The sequence below is a fragment of the Rhizobium sp. AAP43 genome (assembly GCF_001296045.1).
GTDB lineage: Bacteria > Pseudomonadota > Alphaproteobacteria > Rhizobiales > Rhizobiaceae > Allorhizobium.
In genome coordinates this window covers 105,004-130,428 of sequence record NZ_LJHS01000035.1, presented here as the reverse complement: position 1 = coordinate 130,428, position 25,425 = coordinate 105,004, and the positions used below count along the sequence as shown (strand labels likewise).

20 protein-coding genes are annotated in these 25,425 nt (G+C 60.1%); 15 read left to right on the top strand and 5 right to left on the bottom strand.

What is annotated here, in order from left to right:
- Positions 1–91: 91 nt before the first annotated feature.
- The 4 genes from IP76_RS17595 to IP76_RS17580 all read left to right on the top strand — a co-directional run bounded on the left by IP76_RS17595 (position 92) and on the right by IP76_RS17580 (position 5,102).
- Positions 92–1,462, top strand: coding sequence for a glutamine synthetase family protein (locus tag IP76_RS17595; protein WP_054159541.1), 1,371 nt, complete (start codon positions 92–94; stop codon positions 1,460–1,462).
- A 102-nt stretch (positions 1,463–1,564) separates the two neighbouring features.
- Entirely contained in the window at positions 1,565–2,950 is a 1,386-nt protein-coding gene (locus IP76_RS17590) for an aldehyde dehydrogenase family protein (RefSeq protein ID WP_054159549.1), read from the top strand.
- Positions 2,947–4,092: an iron-containing alcohol dehydrogenase gene (locus IP76_RS17585; protein WP_054159540.1), complete on the top strand. Its 1,146-nt coding sequence runs from the start codon at positions 2,947–2,949 to the stop codon at positions 4,090–4,092. The genes IP76_RS17590 and IP76_RS17585 overlap by 4 nt, the downstream gene beginning before the upstream one ends.
- A 290-nt stretch (positions 4,093–4,382) precedes the next feature.
- Positions 4,383–5,102: a ParA family protein gene (locus IP76_RS17580; RefSeq protein ID WP_054159539.1), complete on the top strand. Its 720-nt coding sequence runs from the start codon at positions 4,383–4,385 to the stop codon at positions 5,100–5,102.
- Between the two features lie 140 nt (positions 5,103–5,242).
- Here IP76_RS17580 and IP76_RS17575 read toward each other — a convergent pair whose 3' ends face one another.
- A complete protein-coding gene (locus IP76_RS17575) occupies positions 5,243–6,538 on the bottom strand; it encodes a L,D-transpeptidase (RefSeq protein ID WP_245281496.1) in 1,296 nt (431 codons plus the stop codon).
- A 210-nt stretch (positions 6,539–6,748) separates the two neighbouring features.
- Between IP76_RS17575 and IP76_RS17570 the strand changes: the two genes are divergently transcribed.
- From IP76_RS17570 to IP76_RS17545, 6 genes are all read left to right on the top strand, one after another.
- Positions 6,749–7,249, top strand: coding sequence for a MarR family winged helix-turn-helix transcriptional regulator (locus IP76_RS17570; RefSeq protein WP_054159537.1), 501 nt, complete (start codon positions 6,749–6,751; stop codon positions 7,247–7,249).
- On the top strand, positions 7,227–8,051 hold the full coding sequence (locus IP76_RS17565) for a DUF4432 family protein (RefSeq protein WP_054159536.1): 825 nt from the start codon (positions 7,227–7,229) through the stop codon (positions 8,049–8,051). The genes IP76_RS17570 and IP76_RS17565 overlap by 23 nt, the downstream gene beginning before the upstream one ends.
- A gap of 85 nt (positions 8,052–8,136) precedes the next feature.
- On the top strand, positions 8,137–8,475 hold the full coding sequence (locus IP76_RS17560) for a TIGR01244 family sulfur transferase (RefSeq protein WP_054159535.1): 339 nt from the start codon (positions 8,137–8,139) through the stop codon (positions 8,473–8,475).
- 82 nt (positions 8,476–8,557) lie between these two features.
- On the top strand, positions 8,558–8,899 hold the full coding sequence (locus tag IP76_RS17555; RefSeq protein ID WP_054159534.1) for a RidA family protein: 342 nt from the start codon (positions 8,558–8,560) through the stop codon (positions 8,897–8,899).
- Positions 8,900–9,122: 223 nt separating this feature from the next.
- The gene (locus IP76_RS17550; RefSeq protein ID WP_082352590.1) at positions 9,123–10,769 is read left to right on the top strand and encodes a methyl-accepting chemotaxis protein; all 1,647 of its coding nucleotides are present in this window, start codon (positions 9,123–9,125) and stop codon (positions 10,767–10,769) included.
- A gap of 47 nt (positions 10,770–10,816) precedes the next feature.
- A complete protein-coding gene (locus IP76_RS17545; protein WP_156318620.1) occupies positions 10,817–11,143 on the top strand; it encodes a hypothetical protein in 327 nt (108 codons plus the stop codon).
- Positions 11,144–11,216: 73 nt separating this feature from the next.
- On the opposite strand, the gene IP76_RS17540 is transcribed toward IP76_RS17545, so the two are convergent.
- The 3 genes from IP76_RS17540 to IP76_RS17530 form a co-directional block, all read right to left on the bottom strand.
- A complete protein-coding gene (locus IP76_RS17540) occupies positions 11,217–12,869 on the bottom strand; it encodes a thiamine pyrophosphate-binding protein (protein ID WP_054159531.1) in 1,653 nt (550 codons plus the stop codon).
- The gene (locus IP76_RS17535) at positions 12,866–14,065 is read right to left on the bottom strand and encodes a CaiB/BaiF CoA-transferase family protein (RefSeq protein ID WP_054159530.1); all 1,200 of its coding nucleotides are present in this window, start codon (positions 14,063–14,065) and stop codon (positions 12,866–12,868) included. The genes IP76_RS17540 and IP76_RS17535 overlap by 4 nt, the downstream gene beginning before the upstream one ends.
- 156 nt (positions 14,066–14,221) lie before the next feature.
- Positions 14,222–15,160 carry an alpha/beta fold hydrolase gene (locus IP76_RS17530; protein WP_054159529.1) on the bottom strand — a complete coding sequence of 313 codons (939 nt, stop codon included), beginning with the start codon at positions 15,158–15,160 and terminating at the stop codon, positions 14,222–14,224.
- 180 nt (positions 15,161–15,340) lie between these two features.
- On the opposite strand from IP76_RS17530, the gene IP76_RS17525 reads away from it, so the two are divergent.
- The 5 genes from IP76_RS17525 to metF all read left to right on the top strand — a co-directional run bounded on the left by IP76_RS17525 (position 15,341) and on the right by metF (position 23,713).
- On the top strand, positions 15,341–17,140 hold the full coding sequence (locus tag IP76_RS17525) for a hypothetical protein (protein WP_156318619.1): 1,800 nt from the start codon (positions 15,341–15,343) through the stop codon (positions 17,138–17,140).
- A gap of 112 nt (positions 17,141–17,252) precedes the next feature.
- The gene (gene ettA / locus IP76_RS17520) at positions 17,253–18,902 is read left to right on the top strand and encodes an energy-dependent translational throttle protein EttA (RefSeq protein ID WP_054159527.1); all 1,650 of its coding nucleotides are present in this window, start codon (positions 17,253–17,255) and stop codon (positions 18,900–18,902) included.
- Between the two features lie 402 nt (positions 18,903–19,304).
- A complete protein-coding gene (locus IP76_RS17515) occupies positions 19,305–21,656 on the top strand; it encodes a methyl-accepting chemotaxis protein (protein WP_054159526.1) in 2,352 nt (783 codons plus the stop codon).
- A gap of 144 nt (positions 21,657–21,800) precedes the next feature.
- On the top strand, positions 21,801–22,808 hold the full coding sequence (locus tag IP76_RS17510) for a metalloregulator ArsR/SmtB family transcription factor (RefSeq protein WP_054159525.1): 1,008 nt from the start codon (positions 21,801–21,803) through the stop codon (positions 22,806–22,808).
- Complete coding sequence (gene metF / locus IP76_RS17505) at positions 22,808–23,713, top strand: methylenetetrahydrofolate reductase [NAD(P)H] (RefSeq protein ID WP_054159524.1); 906 nt, start codon at positions 22,808–22,810, stop codon at positions 23,711–23,713. The genes IP76_RS17510 and metF overlap by 1 nt, the downstream gene beginning before the upstream one ends.
- 437 nt (positions 23,714–24,150) lie before the next feature.
- Here metF and IP76_RS17500 read toward each other — a convergent pair whose 3' ends face one another.
- Positions 24,151–25,338: a lytic murein transglycosylase gene (locus IP76_RS17500; protein ID WP_054159523.1), complete on the bottom strand. Its 1,188-nt coding sequence runs from the start codon at positions 25,336–25,338 to the stop codon at positions 24,151–24,153.
- Positions 25,339–25,425 lie beyond the last annotated feature (87 nt).

Genomic DNA, 25,425 nt, shown 5'->3' with positions numbered 1-25,425 from the left:
CAGGCGCGGACATCTATCGGTCCGCGCCTGCCGAACCTCCTTAGCTTTACCGCCTGATGTTGCATTGTCGGCTACCTATGGGACCACACAGATGACCACCACCTACACATTCGAAGAGCTGAAGAAAGACGTCGCCGAAGGGCGCATCGACACGGTGCTGGCGTGCCAGGTGGACATGCAGGGCCGCTTGATGGGCAAACGCTTCCAGGCGGAGTTCTTCGTCGAAAGCGCCTTCAAGGAAACCCATAGCTGCAACTATCTGCTGGCGACCGACATGGAGATGGAAACCGTCTCCGGCTACAAGGCGACGAGCTGGGAAAAGGGCTACGGCGATTACACCATGAAGCCGGATCTTTCGACGCTTCGCCGCATTCCCTGGCTTGAAGGCACGGCACTCGTTCTCTGCGACATGCTCGACCATGCCACTCATGCTGAAGTTCCGCATTCACCGCGCGCGATCCTGAAGAAGCAGGTCGCCCGACTTGAAGCCATGGGCATGAAGGCCTTCATGGCAACTGAACTTGAATTCTTCCTCTTCGACCAGACCTATGACGAGGCGCGTCTTTCCGGCTATCGCGACCTGAAATTGGTCTCGGGCTACAACGAGGACTACCACATCTTCCAGACCACCAAGGAAGAAGACGTCATGCGGGCGATCCGCAAGGGGCTGCAGGGTGCCGGTATTCCGGTCGAGAATTCCAAGGGCGAGGCGTCTGCCGGCCAGGAAGAAATCAATGTTCGTTATGCCGACGCCCTGACCATGGCCGATCGACATGTCATCATCAAGAATGGCTGCAAGGAGATTGCGTGGTCGAAGGGCAAGGCCATCACTTTCCTTGCAAAGTGGCATTACAATGCCGCAGGCTCCTCGTCGCATATCCACCAGTCGCTTTGGTCTGCCGATGGCAAAACGCCGCTGTTCTTCGACGAGAAGGGTCAGTATGGAATGTCGGAGGTGATGCAGCATTACATGGCGGGGCTTCTCAACCACGCCTCGGAAATCACCTATTTCCTGGCGCCCTATATAAACTCCTACAAGCGCTTCATGGCGGGAACCTTCGCGCCGACCAAGGCAATCTGGTCCAAGGACAATCGCACGGCCGGTTACCGGCTTTGCGGAGATGCAACAAAGGGGATCCGTGTCGAGTGCCGCGTCGGTGGATCGGACCTCAATCCGTATCTCGCCATGGCGGCACTGCTGGCGGCCGGCATTAATGGGATCGAGAAGAAGATGGAACTCGAACCCGCTTTCACCGGCGACGCCTATGGTGCCAAGGAGGCGCGCGAAATTCCGCGGACGCTTCGTGCCGCAGCCGAAACCCTCAATGGTTCGGCCATGCTGCGCTCGGCCTTTGGTGACGATGTCATCGATCATTACGTCCGGGCTGCCGAATGGGAGCAGGAGGAATACGACCGTCGGATCACGGACTGGGAGGTGGCGCGCGGCTTCGAACGGGCGTGACCAAAGACGGCATTGAGCCGCAACAGTCCTCGGCGTAAGGGTGGAAACATGGACGGCGGCTTCGGCCGCTGTCATCTCGTTCTAGAACACAGGAAGACGATCATGACGATGATCCAATGCATTTCGCCGATCGATGGATCGGTCTACGCCGAGCGGCCGGCCATGTCGCTGGAGGCCGCGACCGAGGCCGTTGCGCGTGCCCGCAAGGCGCAGAAGGCCTGGGCCCGTCGGCCGCTTGAATACCGTGTGCAGCTCGTGCTGAAGGGCGTTGCCCGCCTCAATGAGATGTCGGACGAGGTGGTGCCAGAACTGGCGCATATGATGGGTCGGCCGGTGCGTTACGGCGGCGAGTACAAGGGCTTCAACGAGCGCTCCAACTATGTTGCAGCCATTGCTGCCGACGCACTGGCTCCGCTGGTCGTGGAAAACAGTGCAAGCTTCGAGCGCCGCATCGAGCGGGAGCCGCATGGCGTCGTCTTCGTCATCGCACCGTGGAACTACCCCTATATGACGGCGATCAATACGATCGCACCGGCGCTGATGGCCGGCAATACGGTCGTCATCAAGCATGCGACCCAGACGCTGCTCGTCGGTGAGCGCATGGTGCGCGCTTTCGTCGAGGCTGGCGTTCCCGACGACGTGTTCGTCAACCTCTTCCTCGATCACCAGACGACATCTGCTCTGATCGCGGCCGGCAACTTCAACTTCATCAACTTCACCGGTTCGGTCGAAGGCGGGCGTTCGATCGAGCGGGCCGCTGCCGGCACTTTTGCCGGTCTCGGCCTTGAGCTCGGCGGCAAGGACCCGGGTTACGTCATGGAAGACGCGGACCTCGATGCTGCCGTCGATACGCTGATGGATGGCGCCACCTACAATTCTGGCCAGTGCTGCTGCGGCATCGAGCGCATCTATGTGCATGAGAGCCTCTACGACGCCTTTGTCGAAAAGTCTGTTGCCTGGGTGTCGAATTACAAGCTTGGCAATCCGCTCGATCCGGAAACGACACTGGGGCCAATGGCCAACAAGCGTTTCGCCAAGGTGGTGCGCGAGCAGATCGCCGATGCCGTTTCGAAGGGGGCAAAGGCGCTGGTCGATCCGAAGCTTTTCCCCGCCGATGACGGTGGCGCCTATATCATGCCGCAGGTACTCACCAACGTCGATCATTCCATGGCCTTCATGAAAGACGAGACCTTTGGTCCGGCAGTCGGCATCATGAAGGTGAAGAGCGATGCGGAAGCGCTCGAGCTGATGAATGACAGCCCCTATGGTCTGACCGCGTCGCTCTGGACCCAGGATCCCGAGCGCGCTGCCCGGATTGGCCGCGACATCGAGACCGGCACGGTCTTCATGAACCGCGCCGACTATCTCGACCCGGCGCTGTGCTGGACCGGCGTCAAGGAAACCGGCAAGGGCGGTTCGCTCTCCGTGCTCGGCTTCCAGAACCTCACTCGTCCGAAATCCTACCATCTGAAGAAAGTTACGAAATGAACATCGTCGCGAACTGGAGCTACCCCACCGCCATCAAGATGGGACGTGGCCGCATCAGGGAACTGGCGGAGGCCTGCAAGTCGCTCGGCATGAAGAAGCCTCTGCTGATCACAGACAGGGGTCTTGCGCCGATGGGGATCACCCAGACGGCGCTCGACGTTCTGGAAGAGGCGGGCCTTGGCCGCGCGATCTTCGCGGATGTCGATCCGAACCCGAACGAGAAGAACCTGGAAGCCGGCATCAAGGCTTACAAGGATGGCGGCCATGACGGCGTCGTCGCCTTCGGTGGCGGCTCGGGCCTCGATCTTGGCAAGTGCGTGGCCTTCATGGCCGGCCAGACGCGGCCGGTCTGGGATTTCGAGGATATCGGCGACTGGTGGACGCGGGCCAATTCCGATGGCATTGCGCCGATCGTTGCCGTGCCGACAACAGCTGGTACCGGTTCGGAAGTCGGTCGCGCCTCGGTCATCACCAATTCCGAAACCCATGTGAAGAAAATCATCTTCCATCCGAAGTTCCTGCCCGGCGTCGTCATCTGCGATCCGGAACTGACTGTCGGCATGCCGAAGATGATCACGGCAGGCACCGGCATGGACGCGTTTGCGCACTGCCTCGAAGCCTACTCCTCGCCCTTCTACCACCCGATGAGCCAAGGCATCGCGCTCGAAGGCATGCGACTGGTCAAGGAGTTCCTGCCGCGCGCCTATAAGGACGGGACCGACCTCGAAGCGCGGACCAACATGATGTCTGCGGCTGCCATGGGTGCTGTCGCGTTCCAGAAGGGGCTTGGCGCGATCCATGCACTGTCGCACCCGATCGGAGCCGTCTACAACACCCATCACGGCATGACCAATGCCGTCGTCATGCCGCCGGTACTGAAGTTCAACCGTCACGTCATTGAAGACCGCATCGAGCGGGCAGCTGCCTATCTGGGTATCGCGGGTGGGTTCGACGGGTTCTACGATTATGTACTGGCGCTTCGCGCCGAGTTGCATGTGCCGGAGAACCTCACGGCCATGGGTATCGCCAATGATCGGATCGATGAGCTGTCGGCAATGGCGATCGAGGATCCGAGCGCTGGCGGTAACCCGATGGCCATGACGCTCGAGAATACGAAGCAGCTTTTCGCCGACTGCTTCTGATTCCCTTTCACACCACAAAAGCGGGCGGTTGCAGGTGCATTTGCCCGCTTTTATCGTGGAAATTAACTTTTCCCCGATGACTGTCTGCTGCTCCTGCTGGTGAAGTTCGCCTCTCTTCGCTCTGAAATCTCTGGCTTTTTTGGGTGTGCCTCCCAAAAATTAGGGAGGGGTAGCTGGGCTCGTGTTTTCGATTTGTTAACCATGTTTAGCAATGATGAACATATGCAGTCGGATATGTGTGACTGCTTGAGAGCGATGAGCCGCTCGGATCCGACATCCAGGGACACAGCATGCCAGTCATTTCATTCGCAAACGCCAAAGGCGGAGCAGGCAAGACCACCGCCGCTCTTCTCCTCGCCACCGAACTGGCACACCAGGGCTATCGCGTCGCTATCCTCGACGCCGATCCGCAGCGCTGGATCACCCAGTGGCACGATATCTCCGGTCCGCAGCGCAATATCGAAGTCGTCTCCGAGGTTTCTGTGGCTTCGGTGCAGGGCCATATTCGCGAGCTCTCGCGCAATCACGACTACATCATCATGGACCTCGCCGGTGCCCGCGATGCCATGGTAACAACAGGTATCGGCCTGTCCGATCACGTCATGATCCCCGTACAGGGCTGTGCCATGGACGCCCGGGGTGGCGCTCAGATCCTGGATCTGATCAAGCTCATGGAAGACGCGGGCAATCTGGTCATTCCGCACTCGGTCGTACTCACACGCGTCACCTCCATGGTCACGACGCGTGCACTACTCGCTATCAAGGGTCTTCTGGCCGCACGGGGTGTGAACGTTATCGATACGCCGATTGCCGAGCGCAGTGCCTTCCGCGAGATCTTCGACTGTGGTGGCACGCTGTATTCCATGGATGCAGCGAAGGTGAGCAACCTCGACAAGGCCCAGGAAAACGCCAGGGTCTTCGCTTCCGAGGTCATGCGTCTGCTCCCGGTTCGGATCGTGCGGTCTTCCGAGCCGCGCCGGCTGTTCCGGCTGGTCCGCAGCGCCGCCTGATAGAATGCCAGGATCTTCAATGCTATAAACAAGGCCGCCGGCATTGCTGGCGGCTTTTTCATGCACTCAAAACAAAAGAAACCGCGGTGGTCGCCGCGGCTTGATTGTTTCTCATCGAATGATGATGCAGGCCAGGTCAGTCAGTCGATAAATTCGACCGTGACACCTGCCTTCACCATCTTGGCCAGTTCTGTTGCGTCCCAGTTGGTCAGGCGGATGCAGCCGTGGCTCTGGGTTCGACCGATTTTCGAGGGCTCCGGTGTGCCGTGAATGCCGTAGGTCGGCTTCGACAGCGCAAGCCATACCGTACCGACCGGGCCGTTGGGGCCAGGCGGGATCTGCAGGATCTTGGTGTTGTTGCCCTGCTGGAAATTGACCTTCGGATTGTAGGTGTATCCCGGATTGAGGGCGATACGTTCAATTGTCACCGTGCCGGAAGGCGAGGGCGTATCGGCAGAGCCGATACTCGCCGGATAGGCGGCGAGCAGGCTGCCATCTTCGCTATAGGCGAGCACCTGTTTCAGGCCCTTGTCTGCCACGATGCGGGCAACGCTCCCGGTCTTGACCTCGCCCGGATCGGTCACCTTGATGATGGTGCCGGGTATGGTGAAGTCAACGCCTGGATTGAGTTCGCGCAGATAGTCTTCATCCATGTGGAAACGCTCGGCGAGCATTTCGGCGGTCGAGGTGTAGGCCATGGCCGGCAGTTGCGCCTTGTGGGCGTAGTCTTCCGGGATCGAGGCAACATAGGGGCCAGCCGCATCGCCCGCCGTGATGGTGTAACTCTTCAAGGCCATGCCGCCGGTCATGCGCAGGCGCTCAAGAATGTCCTCGGCATTGTTTGGGTCGAGTGTCTCGCCGGTGATCTGCTGCCAGGCGACGATGGCCTTGTTGACGTTCTGGCCCATCTTGCCGTCAATCACACCCGGCGATACGCCCTCACGATCGAGAAACACCTGAAGAGCGGTGATTTCGAGGCGCGACAGGTTCGTCTTGACCGGAATGTCCGGCGTCACGACCTTGGCCGGTGCCATGTCATCCGGCGGGGGCAAATCTGGCCCGCCATAAGGCATGTCCTGAGGCAACTCGTCGTTGCCCGGTTCAACGGGCTCGATATCAGGGATCGAGGCGGTTGTTACCTCGTCGCCAAAGCCCCGCTGCGCTGGTGCATCGTCCTGATAAGGATCGTAAACGCCGGGCAGATCGCGATTGCGACCGCGATCACGGGGCGGATAGTAGCTCTCGGCTGGAATTTCTGTTGCGACCAGATTGCCGTAACGATCAACGAGCACGGTGCGGCCCATACGGTCGCGACTGATCGCAACCTCGCCGGATTCCGGGATGTAGTCGAGAATATCGCCTTCCGGCGAGACCAGGACTGTCTGCTGCGATTGCCGGCGATCATAGAATGATTGCGCATCTACGGCCGGGGCAATGGTAAGGGCTGCGGGCGTTGCCGCCAGGATCAAGCCCAGTTTCCTGATAGAGATCACGATTCGGATTCCTCGTCTGTGCGCGCGACAAACGCTAGAAATTTGACACTAATATGGAAAAGATGAATTCATGGTGAACTTGTGGTTAAAACCGTAAAGTGAAGGGCTACGTCTGGGGAGGCGTACGGGCCCGGAAAAGCCGAGGGAGGGCGCATGGAGGAGACTATGCGGTTGGAGGCGTTCTGGCCTTATCGTGTCATGCATCTCGCGGAGGTGCTCGACCGGGCCTTCCTGAGTTTATGTGGGCCGGAAGACGAATTGTCCTGGTCGGAATGGCAGGTGCTGTGGTGTCTGGGGCAATCGTCTCCGGGCACAGCGAAAGCGATCGCACTCAGATGCGGGCTATCAAAGACAAAGATCAGTCGGGCTGTGCGGGTGCTGGAAGACAAGCGCTACCTCACGCGTAAGCGGGATCGAACCGATCGGCGTTTTGAATTGTTGTCTCTGACGGAAGCGGGGGCTGCCCGGTTCGGTCGCCTGGAAGGGCAAGCGCAGCTCTTCCAGCGCTGGCTTGAGCGCAACGTCAACATTGCCTATCTGTCTTCGCTCGACAGCGGGTTGAAGGGATTCGAGGATCTCATCGAAACCGGTCATCTCGACAAGGTATCAGTGTCCGCCGGAGCGCTTTCGCATGATCTACTTCCAGGGGTCTAAGGGTCCCAAACTGGCGCTCGATCCGTCGTCCGTGTTCGACATCGGCGCTTGCATCGTTGAGGGCGTGGATCTTGCTCCTGGCCGCGCCATCCCCGACGATGGTGACCCGCGGATCGACCATTCGCTGGAAGGCTTTCTCTTCACCTGCGGACCCGACCATATCCGTCACCCGGCCGCCATGACTGGTGGTGGTCTTTATCCGTTGCATGGGTCGGCATCGGGGCATGCCGCAGAGGCACTGACATTTGTGGCAGAGGGCGAGGATATCACAGCCAGTGCGCTGATCCCGCTTCGTCTTGCCGGGGGTGAACTGGCCGAATTGCGACGTCAGTGGCGGATCAAGGGCGAAAGCGGCGAAGTGCAGCTCTCCGACGAGATCGTGAATACCGGAGACACGGCGTTCCCGGTCTTCCACATGTACCACATGAACCTTGGTGCACGGCATTTCGACGCGGGAACGCGGATCGAAGGCGCGATGATCGAGGGCGGTGGCTTGCCCTGGGCGTTTGGCGAGGGTGAGCGTGGCCTGTTCTGCGTGCCAGCCGGGCATGGCGGCTGGGCCGAACTGCGGCTCGGGCCGATTGCGGCGATCGGGGCCAAGACGCTGAAGGTCCGGTTTCGCACTGACACGCTCCCGCACCTCCAGATCTGGCGCAACCAGGCGGCCCCCGCCCATGTGCTTGGCATCGAGCCGGTGTCGCATCGGCTGGCCGACCGCGGAGACCTGGATGCTGCTGGCGAATTCTATCAGCTCGAGCCCGGCGCCGGCCGTCACTATGGTCTGGCATTTTCCTTCGTGTAAGGGGCGCTGGAAGCACTGCGGCGTCATTGACGCCTTTCCATGCCCGTCGTAGATGTTTCGCCCACGGAATTTACGAGGTGCGCCGATGAACATCAGGCAGATCAACGAGGAATATTCGGTCAGCGGCCAGATCACGGTCGAAGACGTGGACGCGGTCAAGGCGCTTGGCTTCAAGTCGATCGTTTGCCATCGCCCCGATGGCGAAGAGATGGATCAGCCGGAATTTGCGGCTGTTGCCAAGCGCGCGGAAGAACTTGGCCTCAAGATCAAGCATGTGCCAGTTGGCCCCATGGGTGTAACACCGGATGCGGTCGCTGATATGGTCGATGCTCTGGAAGAGTTCGAGCGACCGATGCTCGGCTACTGCCGCTCGGGTGCGCGCTCGACCGCCACTTACGAACACGCGCTGCGCCAGCGCGGCTGAACCTGATTTCCATTCCCCAGCGGCCGGACCTTTCAGTCCGGCCCGTTTCTTTTCTAAACCAGCCTCAAGCAGGAGTTTTCCCATGACCATCAAGCGTATCGAGCCCGGCAAGCGCATGAGCGGCGCCGTCGTCCACGGCAACACCGTCTATCTCGCCGGCCAGGTTGGCGAAGGCGCATCCGTCACCGAGCAGTCGAAGTCGGCTCTCGCTGAAGTTGACCGCCTGCTGGCGGCGGCCGGTACGGACAAGTCGAAGATCCTGCAGACGATCATCTACCTCTCCGACATGTCGACCTTCGGCGAAATGAACGCCGTCTGGGAAGCCTGGATCGATCCGGCGAACCCGCCGGCCCGCGCTACCAGCGGCGCGCCGCTCGCGACCCCGGACTATCTGGTCGAGTTCATCATCACGGCTGCGATCTGATTTTTCAGAAACGTAGAACAATACGAAAAGGCCGGGAGAGATCCCGGCCTTTGTCGTTTTGGTCGGCTGTCTCAGCGAGACAAATGGCCTCGTTGATCTGCCAAGGCTGCTGGGGCCGGGGTGCGTTATGGATCACCAAGCGGCGAGTGGCGGTGTTGCTGGATATTCTAAATTAACCTTCGGTAATTAATGTTGGCACCGTTTCAATTCTATCGAGGCGACAATGACTGTTTCAGCAGCTCCAAATGGTTCACACGGCCAGTTGATCACGATCGACGCTCTACGGGCGATAGCCACGAAACTCTATGTTCCGACGTTGGTCGTCATGGCGATCCTGATATCCTTCGTTGCCTGGCTCTCCGGACGGAGCATGATGGTCGCCACTTCAGGTGCGCTGATCGCGACCGTTTGCGGTTATGGAGCCATCTGGCTTTATGGCTTCAATCTGCCTGGCCGGATTGTTGTTGCGACGAGTCTTGCTGTCCAGGTCATGTTCTTGACCTATGCTTCAACAGGGCTCGCGCCTGAATATGTGCAAGAAGCGCATATGATCTATTTTGTGCTCAACGTCTATCTGCTTGCTTATGCCTGCTGGCGGTCGCTGCTCGTCTACAATGTTCTGATCGTTATGCACCATGCGGTGCTGACATTCGTGCTTCCCTCGATCATCTGGTCTGATTCTGTTGGGGGGGATGCCATATACCATCTGCTGATTCATGCTTCGATCGCCACGATCCTGGTCGGGCCACTGATGGCGACCGCGGTAAAGCTGGAACAGACTATTGCTGCCAATGCCGCTGCGATTGCAAATGCCGAGGCTGCAACTGAAAAAGCTGTTGCGATGGCCAATGCCGCCGAGGACAGTCGCCGGATGACCGTGGAAGAGCGCAACAAGAATGATGCGCTGAAGGCAAAGGTTGAGCAGGACCGTAAGACGGTCGTAGACAGCTTGGCTGATGCATTGCGCGCCCTCGCACAAGGGGATCTCACCAGGGAGATCAGGCATGGTTTCCCGACCGAATTCGAAGGGCTGCGTCAGGATTTCAATACATCTGTCCAACAGTTGCGTGAGACACTCCGAACGATATCTGACCGCATCCAGCGGATGAACAGAGGCAGTCAGGAAATTCGGGAGGGCTACAGCGAACTTGTCGGCCGCACGAGCCAGCAGGCGGTTTCTCTGGAGGAAACGGCAGCGGCGCTGGACGAGGTCACCCAGAATGTTCATCAGGCCACGCAAAGAACGAGCGAGGCCCGGCTGGCGGCGGACAAGGCGCGCGACAATGCCGTCCATTCCGGCGTGGTCGTCGCGGAAACTGTCAATGCCATGGGACGGATCGAGGAATCGTCGAAGCAGATCTCGAACACGATCTTCGTTATCGACGAAATTGCTTTCCAGACCAACCTTTTGGCGCTGAACGCTGGTGTTGAGGCGGCTCGTGCTGGCGAGAGCGGCAAGGGATTCGCCGTCGTTGCTCAGGAAGTCCGGGAACTTGCGCAACGATCCGCGATTGCTGCCAAGGAAATCAAGGCGCTCATTCAAACGGCCTCAAATGAGGTGACGAACGGTGTCTCCCTGGTCAATCAGACTGGCCAGACTCTCACGGCCATACGCGACGATGTTGTCACTATTAATCGGCAGATCGAGGGAATTGCGGGGGCATCGCAGGAACAATCGCTTGCGCTCGGATCGATCAACAATTCGATCAACCTCATCGATCAGGCCAACCAGCAGAATACATCTCTGGTGGAGGGGAACAGCCGAGTAGCCGACCAACTTGCGGGCGAAAGTGAGAGCCTTCAGGCATTGATTGCCCGGTTCAAGCTGGCGGGGGACGCCCAGAGCGGACCAATGCGGATTGCAAGCTGATGGCCGTCACAGGCGTTTCGACGGCTGGGGAACCTGAATCAGGAGCGATGCCAGCCTGGCCAGCCTATGGGCTGGCTGGCGTTCTCTCCATCCTGGGCATCGGCGTGACGGCGCTTTCGCCATATTTTTCGCTACCGGTGACTGAAAGACCCATCGGCCTCGTATTCGGTCCATGGTCGACGGAGGAAGTCAATCTCCGCCAGACCTTATCGCTTGCCGCCGATGTACGACTGATCGACAGCCAGTATGGTGGCAGGGTGATTTTCGTTCAGCTCGACAGCACTTCCGCCTATGCGGTCTTCGCCATTCCCGGTTTGTTGCATGCCTTCGATGCAGTTGCCGCCGGCTGCCATGGACTGCAGGAGGCGAAGTAAGCTCGATTTCAGTCGCAAACCGCCAACGCCCCTGTGCCGTGTGCGCGTTGGCGAGCGCTTGAAGGTTGGCCCGTCAGAGCCGATCGCGGATCTGAGTCAAGGTTCGCATTGGCGTGATCGCCTCCGGATCGAGCTTGATCTCGATGATCGCAGGCTTGCCGGAGGCGCGGGCGCGCAGGAAGGCGGGGGCGAAGTCTTCCGTCTTCTCGACGGTTTCTCCGTGGCCGCCATAGGCCTTGGCCAGCGCTGCGAAATCGGGGTTGGTCAGGTCGGTGGCGCTGACGCGGCCCGGATATTCGCGCTCCTGATGCATGCGGATCGTGCCATAGATGCCGTTGTTGATGACGAGCGTGATGATCGGCAGGTTGTAGCGGATGGCGGTGGCGAATTCCTGGCCATGCATCATGAAGCAGCCGTCGCCGGCAAAGCAGATCACTTCACGCTCAGGGAACAGCTGCTTGGCAGCGACGGCTGCCGGCAGACCGTAGCCCATCGAGCCGGAGGTCGGGGCAGCCTGGGTGTTGAAGGCCTGGAAGCGATGGAAGCGATGCAGCCAGGTGGCGTAGTTGCCGGCGCCATTGGTGAATATCGCGTCCTTCGGCGTGTTGGCTTCGATCCAGTCCATGATCGGGCCCATCTGCACGGCGCCGGGGCCTGCCTTGGGCGGTGTCGACCAGGCGAGATAGGCGGCGTGCATGGTCGCAGTGCGCTCGGCCCATGTGGGGGCGGCGGGTGCGTCCAGGGTAGCAAGGGCCGAGATAAACTCCTCAGGTGCCGCGCAGATGGCCAGATCGGCGCGGTAGACGCGGCCGAGTTCGGACGGGTCCGGGTGGATGTGGACGAGCTTTTGCGCCGGGTAGGGGATGTCCATCAGCGTATAGGAAGAGGACGGCATTTCTGAGAAACGTCCGCCGAGCAGGATCAGCAGATCGGCGTCCTTCACTTCCTTGGCGAGCGCCGGATTGATGCCGATGCCGACATCGCCGGCGTAGGACGGATGCAGGTGGTCAAAGAGCATCTGGCGGCGGAAGGAGCAGCCGACGGGCAGCTTGAATTTTTCGGCAAAGGCCTGGATGCCGGCGACAGAGGTCTCGCTCCAGCGGGTGCCGCCGAGAACGACCATCGGGCGCTTGGCGGTCTTCAGCATCTCGCCGACGGCGGCGATCTGGCTTGGGCCGGGATGGGCCTCTACGGGCGTGTAAGGCCTGGCTTGCGGGGCGTCGACTTCATCGAGCAGCATGTCTTCCGGCAGCGTCAGCACGACCGGGCCGGGGCGGCCTGATGTGGCGACGGCAAAGGCGCGGGTAACGAATTCCGGGATGCGGCGGGCATCATCGATCTCGCCGACCCATTTGGCGAACTCGGTGAAGGCGCGGCGATATTCGACTTCCTGGAAGGCTTCGCGCTCCTTCATGTCAAGGCCGATCTGGCCGATGAAGAGGATCATCGGGATTGAATCCTGCTTGGCGACATGCAGGCCGGCAGACGCGTTCGTCGCGCCCGGACCACGGGTCACCATGCAGATGCCGGGTTTGCCGGTCAGGCGGCCCCAGGTGTCAGCCATCATCGCAGCGCCGCCTTCCTGCCGGCAGACCAGCGTCTCGACGCCGCTGTCCTTCAGCGCGTCGAGCACGGCCAGATAGCTTTCACCGGGAACGCAGGAGACGCGCTCGACACCGTTTGCCTTCAAGGCTTCAACGATCAGGGCTCCGCCGGTTCTCTTCATCGGGACTTCCTTTCAAGCGCTTCCAGTTCGGCCAGTATTTCGTCGCCATGCTCGTTGATGCGCGGGCTCGGGCGCTCGTAGCGCAGAGGTGTCCCGGACATCAGGATGGGGGTCCGGACACTGGGTATCACGGTGCCCTTGTCATCAGTCAGTTCGATCTTCAGGCCGCGGGCCTTGACCTGCGGGTCGGCGAACATCTCGGCGATCGAGTTGATCGGGCCGGCGGGAACGGCATTCGCCTCGCAGGCGGATAGGAGGTCGCGCTTTTGCCATTTCATCGTCTCGGACATGATGATACGCCGGACCTCGGCCTTGTTGGCTACCCGGGCCTTGTTGGTGGCAAAGCGCGGGTCTTCCGCCACGTCCGGAATGCCGAGGATGGCGCAAAGTCGCTTGAACTGCCCGTCATTGCCGACTGCTAGAATCAGATGCCCATCGGCCGTCTCCACCACTTCATAGGGGCTGATGTTCGGATGGGCATTGCCGAGGCGAATAGGCGCTTGACCGGAGACGAGGTAGTTCATGTTCTGGTTGGCAAGGACCGCCGACATGACGTCGAGCAGGGCCATGTCGATTAACTGGCCAGTGCCGGTCTTCAGCACATGGATCAGGGCAGCCTGGATCGCGGTGACGGCATAGATTCCGGTGAAGATGTCGGCGATCGCAACACCGGCCTTCATCGGCTCGCCGTCCTTCTCGCCGGTGATCGACATGAAGCCGGACATGCCCTGGACGATGTAGTCGTAGCCGGCGAAATCGGCATAGGGGCCGTTGTGGCCGAAACCGGTGATCGAGCAGTAGACGAGCTTCGGATTGATCGCCTTCAGGCTCTCATAGTCGAGGCCGTATTTCTCAAGGCCGCCGCGCTTGAAGTTCTCGATGACCACATCGGCCGTGGCGCAGAGGCGGCGAACTGTTTCCTGGCCTTCCGGCGTCTTAAGGTCGACCGCAATCGAGCGCTTGTTGCGGTTGGTCGAGTGGTAATAGGCGGCGGAGAGGTTTTCGCCATCGGGGGCTTCGACAAAGGGCGGCCCCCAGGCGCGCGTGTCGTCGCCACCTTCGGGGTTCTCCACCTTGATGACATCTGCGCCGAGGTCAGCGAGCATCTGGCCCGCCCAGGGGCCCGCGAGTACGCGGGCAAGCTCGATCACGCGGATGCCGGATAGCGGCGGAGGGGCGGGAGAGGTCGTTGTCATCGGCTTCCTGTCGCGCATGGTCTAGAGCCCGGCCGTGCCAGATTGATGTCGGCCATGAGAATTGCTGCGGTCCAAGAAGCTATATCGGCGGCTCAGGGTCGGCGCACGCGATATTCTCTCATAGCATCATTCCCTAAACGCAAGACCCCGCCATGGCTACGAGGGTGCCTGAGGCAGGATGCGATCCAGCCAGGCAGCGAAACCGGCTGTCGCGACTGCATATCCGATCTCGTTCAGCGTCTCGTGGCGCATACCGGGATAAAGGGTGACTGTTACGTTGGAGAGACCATGGCGCTTCATTGTCTCGCCGAGCCAGGCGATCGCCCGGCCCTTGTCGGTCGCCGGGTCCTGTCCGCCGCCAACCAGATAGATCGGGAGTGATTTAGGCAGTTTGTCGAGGCTGTCGGGTTTGGCACCCCGAAAGGTCAACTCGAAGATCGCGCGCCAGAGCGAGACGCTGGCATCGAAACCACAGAGCGGGTCGGCAATGTAGGCGTCGACCTCGACCGGATCATGCGAGAGCCAGTCGAATGGCGTGCGATGGCCTTCTATCGAACGGCCCCAGGCGCCGAAGGTTGCCATCGGGAGAATGAGCGAGGGAACGTCCGAGCCCTTGAAGGCCTGCTCGAGCTTCAAGACCGCTTGCGCGATCCGACCGGCGGGACCGGGGTGAAAATTCGAATTCCAGACAGACAGTGCCTGGAATGCTGTCGGATGTTCTTCCGCAACATTGAGGGCGATCAGCCCGCCCATGGAATGACCAAGGAGAACGATGGGCAAGCCGGCATGTCTGGATAGGGCCAGATCGCGCATGGCCATGACGTCTCCGATGACCTTGGCAACGCCATCATGAGCGGCAAACCGGCCAAGGGCCGAATCGGCTGATTTTGTTGCGCCGTGGCCGCGGTGGTCATGGGCATAGACGTGACAGCCGGCAGCCGCCATGGCCTTGGCAAAGCGTGCATAGCGGCGAGAATGTTCTGCCAGTCCATGGCAGATCAGCACAACAGCCCGCGGGAGGCCATTTGCCTCTTCATGGTGATAGGCAAGCGTGGCACCCGTCGGAGACAGGTGAAAATTCTGGTTGGTAAACATCGTGTCCTCCGCGACCGTGATAGAAGGATATTTCTCCGTCCGGCGCAATGGCAGGTCTCCCAAGCTTTGGTCGCGCGTCGTTCAGGTTGTCCCGTCTCACCCAGAAGAAGCCGGTTGACGATAACCTGAGATTAAGCCGCGCCCGCCAAAGTGGCCGAAATCACCGAGGGGTCGGGGGACATGAGCATTGTGGACGGGGTGAGCGGCGAGCAGCCGAGGGAGCGGAGAGGCGCAAGCTTCACCGGGCTCCTGACCTTGACCATATTTGCCGTCGGTGTCCTGCTGATTGCGGCGGATCTTGCCGATGGCCAGTCGTGGATCCGTGACGTCGATGACGGGCTGCGCGAGCTGCAGATCAGGCAGTTCCTGTTCGGTGGTGCCGGTTGGTTTGATCTCGGCATGCCGCAGATCCGCACGCCTGAACTCTATGTGTCACCCTGGTCGCGCTTGGTCGACCTTCCCTATGTTGTGCTGTTCGGGATTTTGGCACCGTTGGTGGGGGAAGAACATGCGCTGCCGATGGCGTTTCGCATCTGGCCGCTCGTGATGCTTGTCGCTCAGGCCTGGCTGATCGCTCTGTTCATTCGGCCGCATTTCACCGGTGCACACTGGTCCGGTCTCCGGATCCTGCTGGTATCCGCCATCACTGCCGCGGTGATGATGGTGGCGCTTTCGGAGTTTTCACCCGGCCGCATTGATCATCATAATCTGCAGATACTCGCGGCAACGGCAATCGCGGTCGGCTTGCAGACCTTTGATGAGCGGGGCGCGTTTTTTATCGGTCTTGCTTCAGCAGTCTCCCTGCTTGTCGGGTTGGAATGCCTGCCACTGATCATGGTGGCCTATGGCGGCCTGGCCTTTGCCTGGCTGTTCAATGCGCCGGATTCCGGCCGTGTGCTGTCGGTTGCTGGCGGTGCGCTTGCGTTCTTCTCTCTTCTACTCGGCCTCCTGTTCATCAGTCCGGCCGGCCTGGTCGCCGTCGCCTGTGACAGTTTTTCCGCCCCTTATGCCTATCTGGCCGTGGCCTCGGGCACTGTTCTGTCCGTCGTTCCGGTCTGGTTCAAGCATCAATCGAACCAAGCGCGCTGGGCTGCTCTCCTGCTTCCGTCTGTCGCCCTGGTGGCAATGGTCATCGTGCTGTTTCCCGATTGTCTCAACGGGCCCTACAGTATGGTGGATGACGTGGCGCGCCAGTTTTGGCTTCAGCGGATCCCGCAGGAGCATGGGCTCTTTTTCCACTTGCAGACAGGCGATACTCGCCTTTTCCCAGTCATTCTGCTGTCCGCGGTCGTGGCGATCTGGACCCTTCCGGCACTCGCCTCGCGCTTTCGCGCAGAGCCGGGTCTGTTGATTGCCTTTGGCTTTGCGCTCACGGCTCTCGTGCTGACGCTTCTCCAGATGCGCTATATCCGTTTGTCGGCTGCGCTCATGCCCCTCTTTCTGCCTATGGCGATTGGCTGGGCTCTTGGCTCGCCGGTGCCGACCATGTTGCGACGGGCTGTATCGGCGACAGCCCTGTTGATCGCGAGCCTCGGCATCGCCTTCCTCGTCACGCCGCGAGCGCACGTAGAAACAGACGCTGCTAGCACCATGGGCAACGCCTGTGACGGCGCAGACTTCTCTGTTGTCCGAAGCCTCGCGCCTGGGCGCATTCTGGCGCCGCAGGGGCTTGGTGTGCCACTTCTTCTTGGTGGCGAAGGGCGACATGCGGTGAATGCGATCCCCTTTCATCGTGCAGCCGCGGGCATGAGTCTCGGCTTCAAGGCCTTCCTCTCGACAGACGCTGCAGATCGCCGTCATGCCATGCGCGGTTTCAACTATGTTGCGGTCTGCAAGCTGCCGCCTGACATGACACTCAACAACGGCGGGCTTTACGCGGCGCTGGCGACGGGCGGTATCTGGCCGGGACTTGAGCCGATCGATGCGGGAGCCGGAAATCCGCTCAAGCTCTTCCGCATCGATCCACGCGTCCTGCACTAATCCGTAGCTGAACGCGGCATTTTCCGCAGGCATGGCCGTGCCATGCATTGCTCCGCAGGCCGGTTTCGCTTACATAGCGGCAACTTCCCATTCTGCCCGGAGCAATTCAACGATGGCACGCCAGTTCATCTATCACATGTCGGGACTGAACAAGTCTTACGGCGCCAAGAAGATCCTCGAGAACGTCAACCTGTCCTTCTACCCGGATGCCAAGATCGGTATTCTCGGCCCGAACGGCGCCGGTAAGTCGACGGTTCTGCGCATCATCGCCGGCCAGGACAAGGAATTTACCGGTGAAGCCTGGCTCGCCGAAGGTGCGACGGTCGGCTATCTGGAGCAGGAGCCGCATCTCGACCCGGCCAAGACAGCTTTCGAGAACGTTATGGAAGGTGTGGCTGACAAGCAGGCCGTGCTCGACCGATACAACGAACTGATGATGAACTATTCAGACGAGACGGCTGAAGAGGGCTCCAAGCTTCAGGACATCATCGATAGCCAGAACCTTTGGGATCTCGAGCAGCAGGTCGAAATGGCGATGGAAGCCCTGCGTTGCCCGCCAAAGGATTCGGACGTTACCGTGCTTTCGGGTGGTGAACGTCGCCGCATCGCGCTTTGCCGCCTGCTGCTGTCGCAGCCGGACCTCCTGCTGCTCGACGAACCGACCAACCATTTGGATGCCGAGACGATCGCCTGGCTCGAAAAGCACCTGCGCGACTATCCCGGCGCCGTGATGATGATCACCCACGATCGCTACTTCCTTGATAACGTCACCGGCTGGATTCTCGAACTCGACCGTGGCCGCGGCATCCCCTACGAAGGCAACTATTCGGCCTATCTGACGGCCAAGGCCAAGCGCATGCAGCAGGAAGCCCGCGATGAGGCCGGCCGCCAGAAGGCGCTCTCGCGCGAACAGGAATGGATCGCATCCAGTCCGAAGGCCCGTCAGGCCAAGTCGAAGGCCCGTATCAAGGCCTATGAACAGCTGGTGGATGCAGCCGAGAACATCCGGCCCGGCGATGCACAGATCATCATCCCGGTTTCCGAACGTCTCGGTCAGGTGGTGATCGAACTCGAAGGCATCAACAAGGGATTTGAAGGCCGCACGCTGATCAATGATCTCTCGATCAAGCTGCCGCCGGGCGGCATTGTCGGCATCATCGGTCCGAACGGTGCGGGCAAGTCGACGCTGTTCAAGATGATCACCGGCCAGGAAAAGCCGGATGCCGGTACAATCCGCATCGGCGATACCGTGCATCTCGGCTATGTCGACCAGAGCCGCGACGCGCTGGATGCCAACAAGACCGTCTGGGAAGAAATTTCCGGTGGCGCTGAAGTGATCAAACTCGGCAAGTTCGACATGAACTCGCGTGCTTATTGCGGCGCCTTCAATTTCAAGGGCGGCGATCAGCAGCAGAAGGTCGGCAATCTCTCCGGCGGCCAGCGCAACCGCGTGCACCTCGCCAAGATGCTGAAGGCCGGCGGCAATGTTCTGCTTCTCGACGAACCGACCAACGACCTCGATACCGAAACGCTCGGTGCGCTTGAGAGCGCGCTTGAAGCCTTCGCCGGTTGCGCGATCATCATCTCTCACGATCGCATGTTCCTCGACCGTCTGGCGACGCATATCCTTGCTTTCGAAGGCGACGGCCATGTCGAATGGTTCGAGGGCAACTTTGAAGACTACGAGCAGGACAAGATCCGCCGCCTCGGCCCTGACGCCCTGAACCCCGGAAGCCAGTCCTACAAGCGCCTGACGCGCTGACCCATCCCCTGGTGGCATCACCCGATGCCGCAAGTGGTTTCAGAAGAAGCTCCGGTCACACACGCCGGAGCTTTTTTCGTAGATAGGGCGCCACGCACTCCAGCCGCAAAGAGCTGAGGCAATCGCCGGGGGGGGGCGGATCCCTTGCGTATTCGCTATTCGCGCCGGGGATGCTCGGCCTCTCCAAAAGACATGTGATTTATTGCCCGTCATAAGTTGCGCCGGCGTGATCGAAGACCGAAAAAAGGTCATTCGATGCCTGTTCCCAAATAATCGCGACCTTGCGATGGGCGCCTCTCGTGTTTTCATCCCCGAACGCTTGGTTGCAGGCTGCCACGATTAACCTTGGCTTATTCGAAATATCATCAAATGCCGTTAGATTGACCAATCTTGGGGCGTGTCATGGTTTTCTCTATTCGCAATGTACTCTTCAGTGTTTTTGCCTTGCTCAGTCTGATGCTCAGCGTGCTCGTCGGAAACTCGATGCTGTCTTCCTACCGGAACTATCAGGTCTATGCCGAAGTCTCGGAATTGACGGGTTTCGACAAGGCCTTGTTCAAGGCGCTGCTGGCATTTCGCAGTGAGCGTGGTGACAGTGCTTCGGCTCTTTCGCTGGAGGGCGAGAAGGCCGCTGGGTCCATTGCGTCTGTGACGAAGAACCGTGCGATTGTCGATGCGGGTATGGCGGATGCCAAGGCCCTTGCTGCGGGGATCCATGCCGCGGAGCTATCACAGTCGATCTCGACGGTTATGGCCACCTATGAAAAGGTTGCTGCCTATCGAAAGACAATCGATGCTGAGCTTGCCAAGGCACTTGGTTCTCGCGATGGGGCGGTGACGAAGGCTTCGATGGATCTCGGCCAGACATTCCTGGCTGATCTCGAAAAGGCCTCAGAAGCAGCCGAGGGCCGCATGCGCAGCCTCGACGCAGCCATGATGCCGATGATTCAGATGCGCGCCTATGCATGGTCGACCCGTGCGCTTGGCGGTGGTGGTGCCCTGATCCTCAATAGCGCCGTGACGTCCGGCGAGCCGTTGAGTGCCGAGAATCAGGCCAAGCTTGCTGTTGCCGATGCCAATGTTGCCTATGCGTGGAAAGCCGTCCGGGTGCTGGTGGATCACCCGCAAACGCCGCAGACCATCAAGGATGGTTTCAAGGCCGCTGATGCTGCCTACTTCACCGGTGCATACGCCAGCTTGCGTGCTGATGTCATTGCCAAGCTCAGCGCGGGCGAGAAGGCGCCGCTGACGATCGACGAGTGGCGTGGTCCGACAACCGCTGCTCTGGGCAGTATCGCCGATATTGCCTCGCTGGCTATGGATACCTTGCATGAGCAGGCTTTGGCGGCCAAGTCCGGCGCTTTCACGCAGGCGCTGACTTTCCTCACTCTCTTCCTCATTGTCCTCGGTCTTGCAATCATCGGGATGGCAGTGATCGTGCGCAAGGTGATCCGTCCGATCGGCGCCTTGACCCGCTGCATGGGATCGCTGGCTGATGGTGATCTGTCCGTGGTCGTTCCTGGCGCCAAGCGCAAGGATGAGATGGGTGAAATGGCGCGCTCGGTCGAAGTCTTTCAGATCGCGGCCGTGCGCAACAAGCAACTTGAGGCCAGCGCCGAGGAAAATCGTTTGGCCGCCGAACGCGACCGGATCGAGACGCAGCGTCGTGCAGAGGCGGATGCAGAGGAACGGCTGACCCGTGCAACCGGTTCGCTCGCAGGCGGTCTGCAGCGCCTGGCATCCGGTGATCTTCTTTGCGAAATCGAAGAGCAGTTTGCGCCGCAGTTCGAGGCCTTGCGGCATGATTTCAACACGTCCGTCAGGCAGTTGCGTGCAACCTTGCTCGCGGTGGGCGGATCCGCTTCCGTGGTTTCAAGCGGCAGCAGCGAAATATCGCATGCGTCCGACAATCTCGCCAAACGCACCGAGCAACAGGCTGCATCGCTTGAGCAGACGGCTGCCGCGCTGGAGGAGATCACCGCCAACGTCACCGCAACGTCGAAGCGGACTGGCGAGGCGCGAGACCTGGTGCGTGATACCAGAAGCCGCGCCGAACACTCGGGCGTGGTTGTCAGCAATGCGGTTACGGCCATGGAGCGTATCGAACATTCCTCGCGTCAGATTGGCCAGATTATCGGCGTCATCGATGAGATTGCCTTCCAGACCAATCTTCTTGCGCTGAACGCTGGCGTCGAGGCCGCGCGCGCTGGCGAAGCGGGCAAGGGGTTTGCAGTCGTTGCCCAAGAAGTCCGTGAACTGGCTCAAAGGTCGGCCAATGCCGCAAAGGAAATCAAATCGCTCATTGGCAATTCCGAAGTGGCGGTCAGCGAAGGTGTCAAGCTGGTGAATGACACGGGCGAAGGGCTGGCTGCGATTGCCAGCCTGGTTCAATCGATCAATCAGCATATGGATGCGATTGCCACAGCCGCACAGGAACAGTCCGTCGGACTGGGTGAGGTGAATACGGCGGTCAATCATATGGACCAGGCCACGCAGCAAAACGCGGCGATGGTCGAGGAGATGAATGCAGCCGGCGCCGGTCTGGCACAGGAAAGCGGCAAGCTGACCGAATTGCTCGGCCAGTTCCGCACTGGGCAGGCATCGGCCCAGCCTATGCAGAGGAATCCGGTTGCCTCTCAGTCAGCGCCTGCGCGTCCAACGCAGCCAAGTGCCTCCGCACCCCAGCCACGACGGGCCATGCCGGCGGTTTCGGGCAACACCGCACTGGCCAGTCATACCTGGGAAGAATTCTGATCACGCATTTTAAAAGTTGCGATGTGGCGGCCGCTCCCGGGCGGCCGTTCTTATTTGCATCAGCCAATTCTCACTTTCGGACTTGCCTCGATGTGCAAAGCGACATAAAGATATCTTTATGTGATTATTGGAGTTGGGCGCGCAATGAATTTCGGGCTAGACCGTCTTGTGGATCTTTTGAAGGCTGCTGGTGAGCCCACCCGGTTGCGGCTCCTGGAACTGCTTGCGGCCGGAGATCTCACTGTCACCGATCTTACTGAAATTCTCGGCCAATCCCAGCCGCGCATTTCCCGCCACCTGAAACTCCTGGCCGAGGCTGATTTGGTTGACCGCTACCAGGAGGGGGCCTGGGCCTATTTCCGGCTCAAGCAGGAGGGGGACGGCGCCGGCTTCGTGCGGCAGTTGCTTCTGACGACGGAAGAGGCAGACCCGGTGCTGACACGTGACCGAGACCGCCTCGCTGCCGTCAAACGCGCCCGGGCCGAAAAGGCGCAGGCCTACTTCAGCCGAAATGCGTCCGAGTGGGACGAGCTTCGCCGCCTGCATGTCAATGACGCCGATGTCGAGGCCGCCTTGCTGGCATTGATCGGTGAAGAGCCGGTCGAGGCGTTGCTTGACCTGGGTACGGGCACAGGCCGGATCCTGCAGCTTTTCTCCGAGCACTATCGGCGTGCCGTCGGTATCGACGCCAGCCGCGACATGCTCGCCGTTGCCCGCTCCAATCTGGACAAGGCTGGCGTCATGGCGGCAACCGTGCGCCATGGCGACATTCTCAACCTGCCGCTTGATGCCGGTGACTATGATCTCGTTACCGTGCACCAGGTCCTGCACTTTCTCGAACAGCCGGAACTCGCACTCGCGGAGGCGGTTCGTATGCTGCGGCCGGGCGGTCGTCTGGCGATCATCGATCTCGCGCCGCATGAACTCGAATATCTTCGCGAAGAGCACGCCCATGTTCGTCTCGGGTTTTCCCATGGGGTGATGGAGGATTGGCTCGCTCGCTTCGGCCTCACCGTCGAAAACGTCGTGGATCTTCCGCCCGCCGACGGGCAGGGGAAGGGCGTGACGGTGACCATTTGGCTGGCTAGGAACCGCTCTGACGTAACGGCTGCCGCATCCCAAGAAGCAATTGCACTGACTGGAAGCAGATGATGACTGAAACCGCACCCGCCATCACCGGCACCAAGCCGCCCCGTATCTCGTTCGAGTTCTTTCCACCGAAGTCTCCTGACATGGCTGACCAGCTCTGGCAGACCGTTCACGCCTTGCAGCCGCTCGCGCCCGACTTCGTTTCGGTAACCTATGGGGCCGGGGGCACAACGCGGGAGCCAACGCTTGATACCGTGCGCCGGCTGATTGCCGAAACCCCAATGGCGACGGCGGCTCATCTGACCTGTGTCGGTGCGACGCGTGACGAGGTCCGGGCGGTCGTCGACGAATTCAAGGCGGTTGGCGTTCGCCATTTCGTGGCGCTGCGCGGCGATCCACAGGGCGGCGTTGGCACTCGCTACGAGCCACATCCGGGCGGCTTCGAAAATGCGGCAGCGCTGGTGCGCGGGCTGCGCCACATGGGCGACTTCGAGGTTTCCGTTTCGGCTTATCCCGAAAAGCACCCGGAAAGTGCGGATGCTGGTGCGGATATCGATATGTTGAAGCGCAAGGTGGATGCGGGCGCGACCCGGGCGCTGACCCAGTTCTTCTTCGACAACGATATCTTTGAACGTTATCTGGAGCAGGTCCGGGCGGCCGGCATCACCATTCCCATTGTGCCTGGTATCATGCCGATCCAGAACCTGACGCAGTTGAAGCGTTTTGCTGGCATGTGTGGCGCGAGCGTTCCTGAGGGTTTCGATCTCCGCTTTCAGTCAACCGAGGCAAACCCAGAGGCGCGGGCATCGGTCGCCGCCGATATCGCAGCCGAACAGATTGCCGACCTCTCGCAAAGAGGAATCGAGGAATTCCACATCTACACGATGAACCGTGCACCCCTGACGCTCGCGACACTTTCAAGACTTGGGCTTTACGGCGCCCGCGACCTATCTGGTGCTGCCGCCTGAGTGCCCTTTGCCACAGGGGATCCAACCAAAGGAAAAGGCGTAGGGTTATCCAACCCTACGCCTTTTCAAGTTCCAGTCTCTGCTTTGGAGAGGCCTTGGTCGGCCGTCTCATGGCTTGTGGTTCGACTGATCTAAGCGATCAGATGAACAGCATCGAGGCTATGAAAACAAACGCCGCACCGATGATAAGGACGTTAAGAGAATTGGTCAGTCCCATGTGTGCCTCCTTGCGTTGACCGTTAGATAGTATGTTCGTTTTGTGTCAAAGCAAGGGGTAAACGTTGCTGCACTGCCACTAAGGACGGTGGATAAGGTGTGAAGAACCTCTAATGTTCTCTTTGATTCAATGGTTTATCGGGTTCACGGAATTTAACGAAGTTTAACGTGAACGGAGCACTTCCGGTGCGGATTCCGCCGCACCGGAGGCCTCGCATATCTCAGAGGGCGTTCAAAAACGCCGCCGTCGGCCAGCCGTCGGGGACCAGTCCCAGCCTTTGCTGCTCTTTCTGGATGGCTGCACGCGTGCCGGAACCGAGAATGCCGTCGATCTTGCCGACGTCATGGCCTAGCCCCTCGAGCTTGGTCTGAACCACCTTCATTTGCTCGGTATCGAGACCAGGTTCCGGGTTGCCCTTCTGATAGGGCGGAGCGCCAGCCAGCCGCGTGGCGAAATAGGCTGCCGACGTTGTGTAGATGAAGGACTGGTTCCATTCGAGATAGATGTTGAAGTTCGGATAGGTGATAAAGGCGGGGCCCTTGCGGCCCTGCGGCAGGACCAGCGAGACCTGCAGGTTCTGGAATCCGGTATTGCCGTCACGCGGTGCAACACCCAGCTTGAACCATTCACCAGCCGTCATTGTGCCGCCGAGGCCTGAACGCTCGAAGGGCAGGTTGTCCGGGATCGTTACTTCCTGGATCCAGGGCTCACCGCGCTTGAAGCCCAGATGCTGAATGAATTTGGCGGCAGTGAGAATGGCGTCGGGGCTGCTCTTCTTGACGTCGATATGGCCGTTGGCATCACCATCGACGCCGAATTCGATGATGTCCTTGGGCAGCATCTGAACCTGGCCAATTTCGCCTGCCCAGGCGCCGGTATTGGTCGCGGGATCAAGATCACCGTGTTCGACCATCTTGGTCAGCGCGATCAGCTGCGGGCGGAAGAGTTCCGGACGCCGGCAGTCATGGGCGAGCGTGACGAGGGCGTTGCGGGTGTTGAAGTCGCCCTGGACGGCACCGAAATCGGTTTCCATCGCCCAGAAGGCGGCAATCACGCCGGCGGGGACGCCGAATTCCTGTTCGGCTCGTCCGAAGGTGTCGGCATATTCCTTGATTTTCTTCTTGCCGATGTCGAGGCGAGCCTGGCTGACGGTGCGCTGCGAGAACTCAAGAAATGTCTGGCGGAAGACGCCCTGGGCGCGATCTCTCGACAGCACCTTCTGGTCAATCGCGGCTCCGGCCAGCGCCTTGTCGACGGCCTCTGCTTGCGTGCCTGCAGCGACGGCCTCAGCCTTCACACCTGCAAGGAAAGGCGCCAGATCGCCGCCACATTGCTGCTGGGCGGAGGCGAGCGTCGTGGTTGAGGCGAGTAAGCAAAAGGGGAGGGCAAAACGCAGGGCCGTTTTCATCATGGTCTCCTTCGGTCGGGGGCGGGAGGGGCGTGACCACTCGGTCATCACAGGATTGGTTGGCAGTCGGTGATATCCGTCTTGCCA

What these genes read in the sequence shown, in the direction of transcription:
- IP76_RS17515 (WP_054159526.1), top strand. Translation starts at nt 19,305, where the DNA reads ATGGTTTTCTCTATTCGCAATGTACTCTTCAGTGTTTTTGCCTTGCTC.
- IP76_RS17590 (WP_054159549.1), top strand. Translation starts at nt 1,565, where the DNA reads ATGACGATGATCCAATGCATTTCGCCGATCGATGGATCGGTCTACGCC.
- IP76_RS17565 (WP_054159536.1), top strand. Translation starts at nt 7,227, where the DNA reads ATGATCTACTTCCAGGGGTCTAAGGGTCCCAAACTGGCGCTCGATCCG.
- IP76_RS17585 (WP_054159540.1), top strand. Translation starts at nt 2,947, where the DNA reads ATGAACATCGTCGCGAACTGGAGCTACCCCACCGCCATCAAGATGGGA.
- ettA (WP_054159527.1), top strand. Translation starts at nt 17,253, where the DNA reads ATGGCACGCCAGTTCATCTATCACATGTCGGGACTGAACAAGTCTTAC.
- IP76_RS17540 (WP_054159531.1), bottom strand. Translation starts at nt 12,869, where the DNA reads ATGAAGAGAACCGGCGGAGCCCTGATCGTTGAAGCCTTGAAGGCAAAC.
- IP76_RS17560 (WP_054159535.1), top strand. Translation starts at nt 8,137, where the DNA reads ATGAACATCAGGCAGATCAACGAGGAATATTCGGTCAGCGGCCAGATC.
- IP76_RS17525 (WP_156318619.1), top strand. Translation starts at nt 15,341, where the DNA reads ATGAGCATTGTGGACGGGGTGAGCGGCGAGCAGCCGAGGGAGCGGAGA.
- metF (WP_054159524.1), top strand. Translation starts at nt 22,808, where the DNA reads ATGACTGAAACCGCACCCGCCATCACCGGCACCAAGCCGCCCCGTATC.
- IP76_RS17500 (WP_054159523.1), bottom strand. Translation starts at nt 25,338, where the DNA reads ATGAAAACGGCCCTGCGTTTTGCCCTCCCCTTTTGCTTACTCGCCTCA.
- IP76_RS17535 (WP_054159530.1), bottom strand. Translation starts at nt 14,065, where the DNA reads ATGACAACGACCTCTCCCGCCCCTCCGCCGCTATCCGGCATCCGCGTG.
- IP76_RS17545 (WP_156318620.1), top strand. Translation starts at nt 10,817, where the DNA reads ATGCCAGCCTGGCCAGCCTATGGGCTGGCTGGCGTTCTCTCCATCCTG.
- IP76_RS17580 (WP_054159539.1), top strand. Translation starts at nt 4,383, where the DNA reads ATGCCAGTCATTTCATTCGCAAACGCCAAAGGCGGAGCAGGCAAGACC.
- IP76_RS17570 (WP_054159537.1), top strand. Translation starts at nt 6,749, where the DNA reads ATGGAGGAGACTATGCGGTTGGAGGCGTTCTGGCCTTATCGTGTCATG.
- IP76_RS17510 (WP_054159525.1), top strand. Translation starts at nt 21,801, where the DNA reads ATGAATTTCGGGCTAGACCGTCTTGTGGATCTTTTGAAGGCTGCTGGT.
- IP76_RS17555 (WP_054159534.1), top strand. Translation starts at nt 8,558, where the DNA reads ATGACCATCAAGCGTATCGAGCCCGGCAAGCGCATGAGCGGCGCCGTC.
- IP76_RS17595 (WP_054159541.1), top strand. Translation starts at nt 92, where the DNA reads ATGACCACCACCTACACATTCGAAGAGCTGAAGAAAGACGTCGCCGAA.
- IP76_RS17530 (WP_054159529.1), bottom strand. Translation starts at nt 15,160, where the DNA reads ATGTTTACCAACCAGAATTTTCACCTGTCTCCGACGGGTGCCACGCTT.
- IP76_RS17550 (WP_082352590.1), top strand. Translation starts at nt 9,123, where the DNA reads ATGACTGTTTCAGCAGCTCCAAATGGTTCACACGGCCAGTTGATCACG.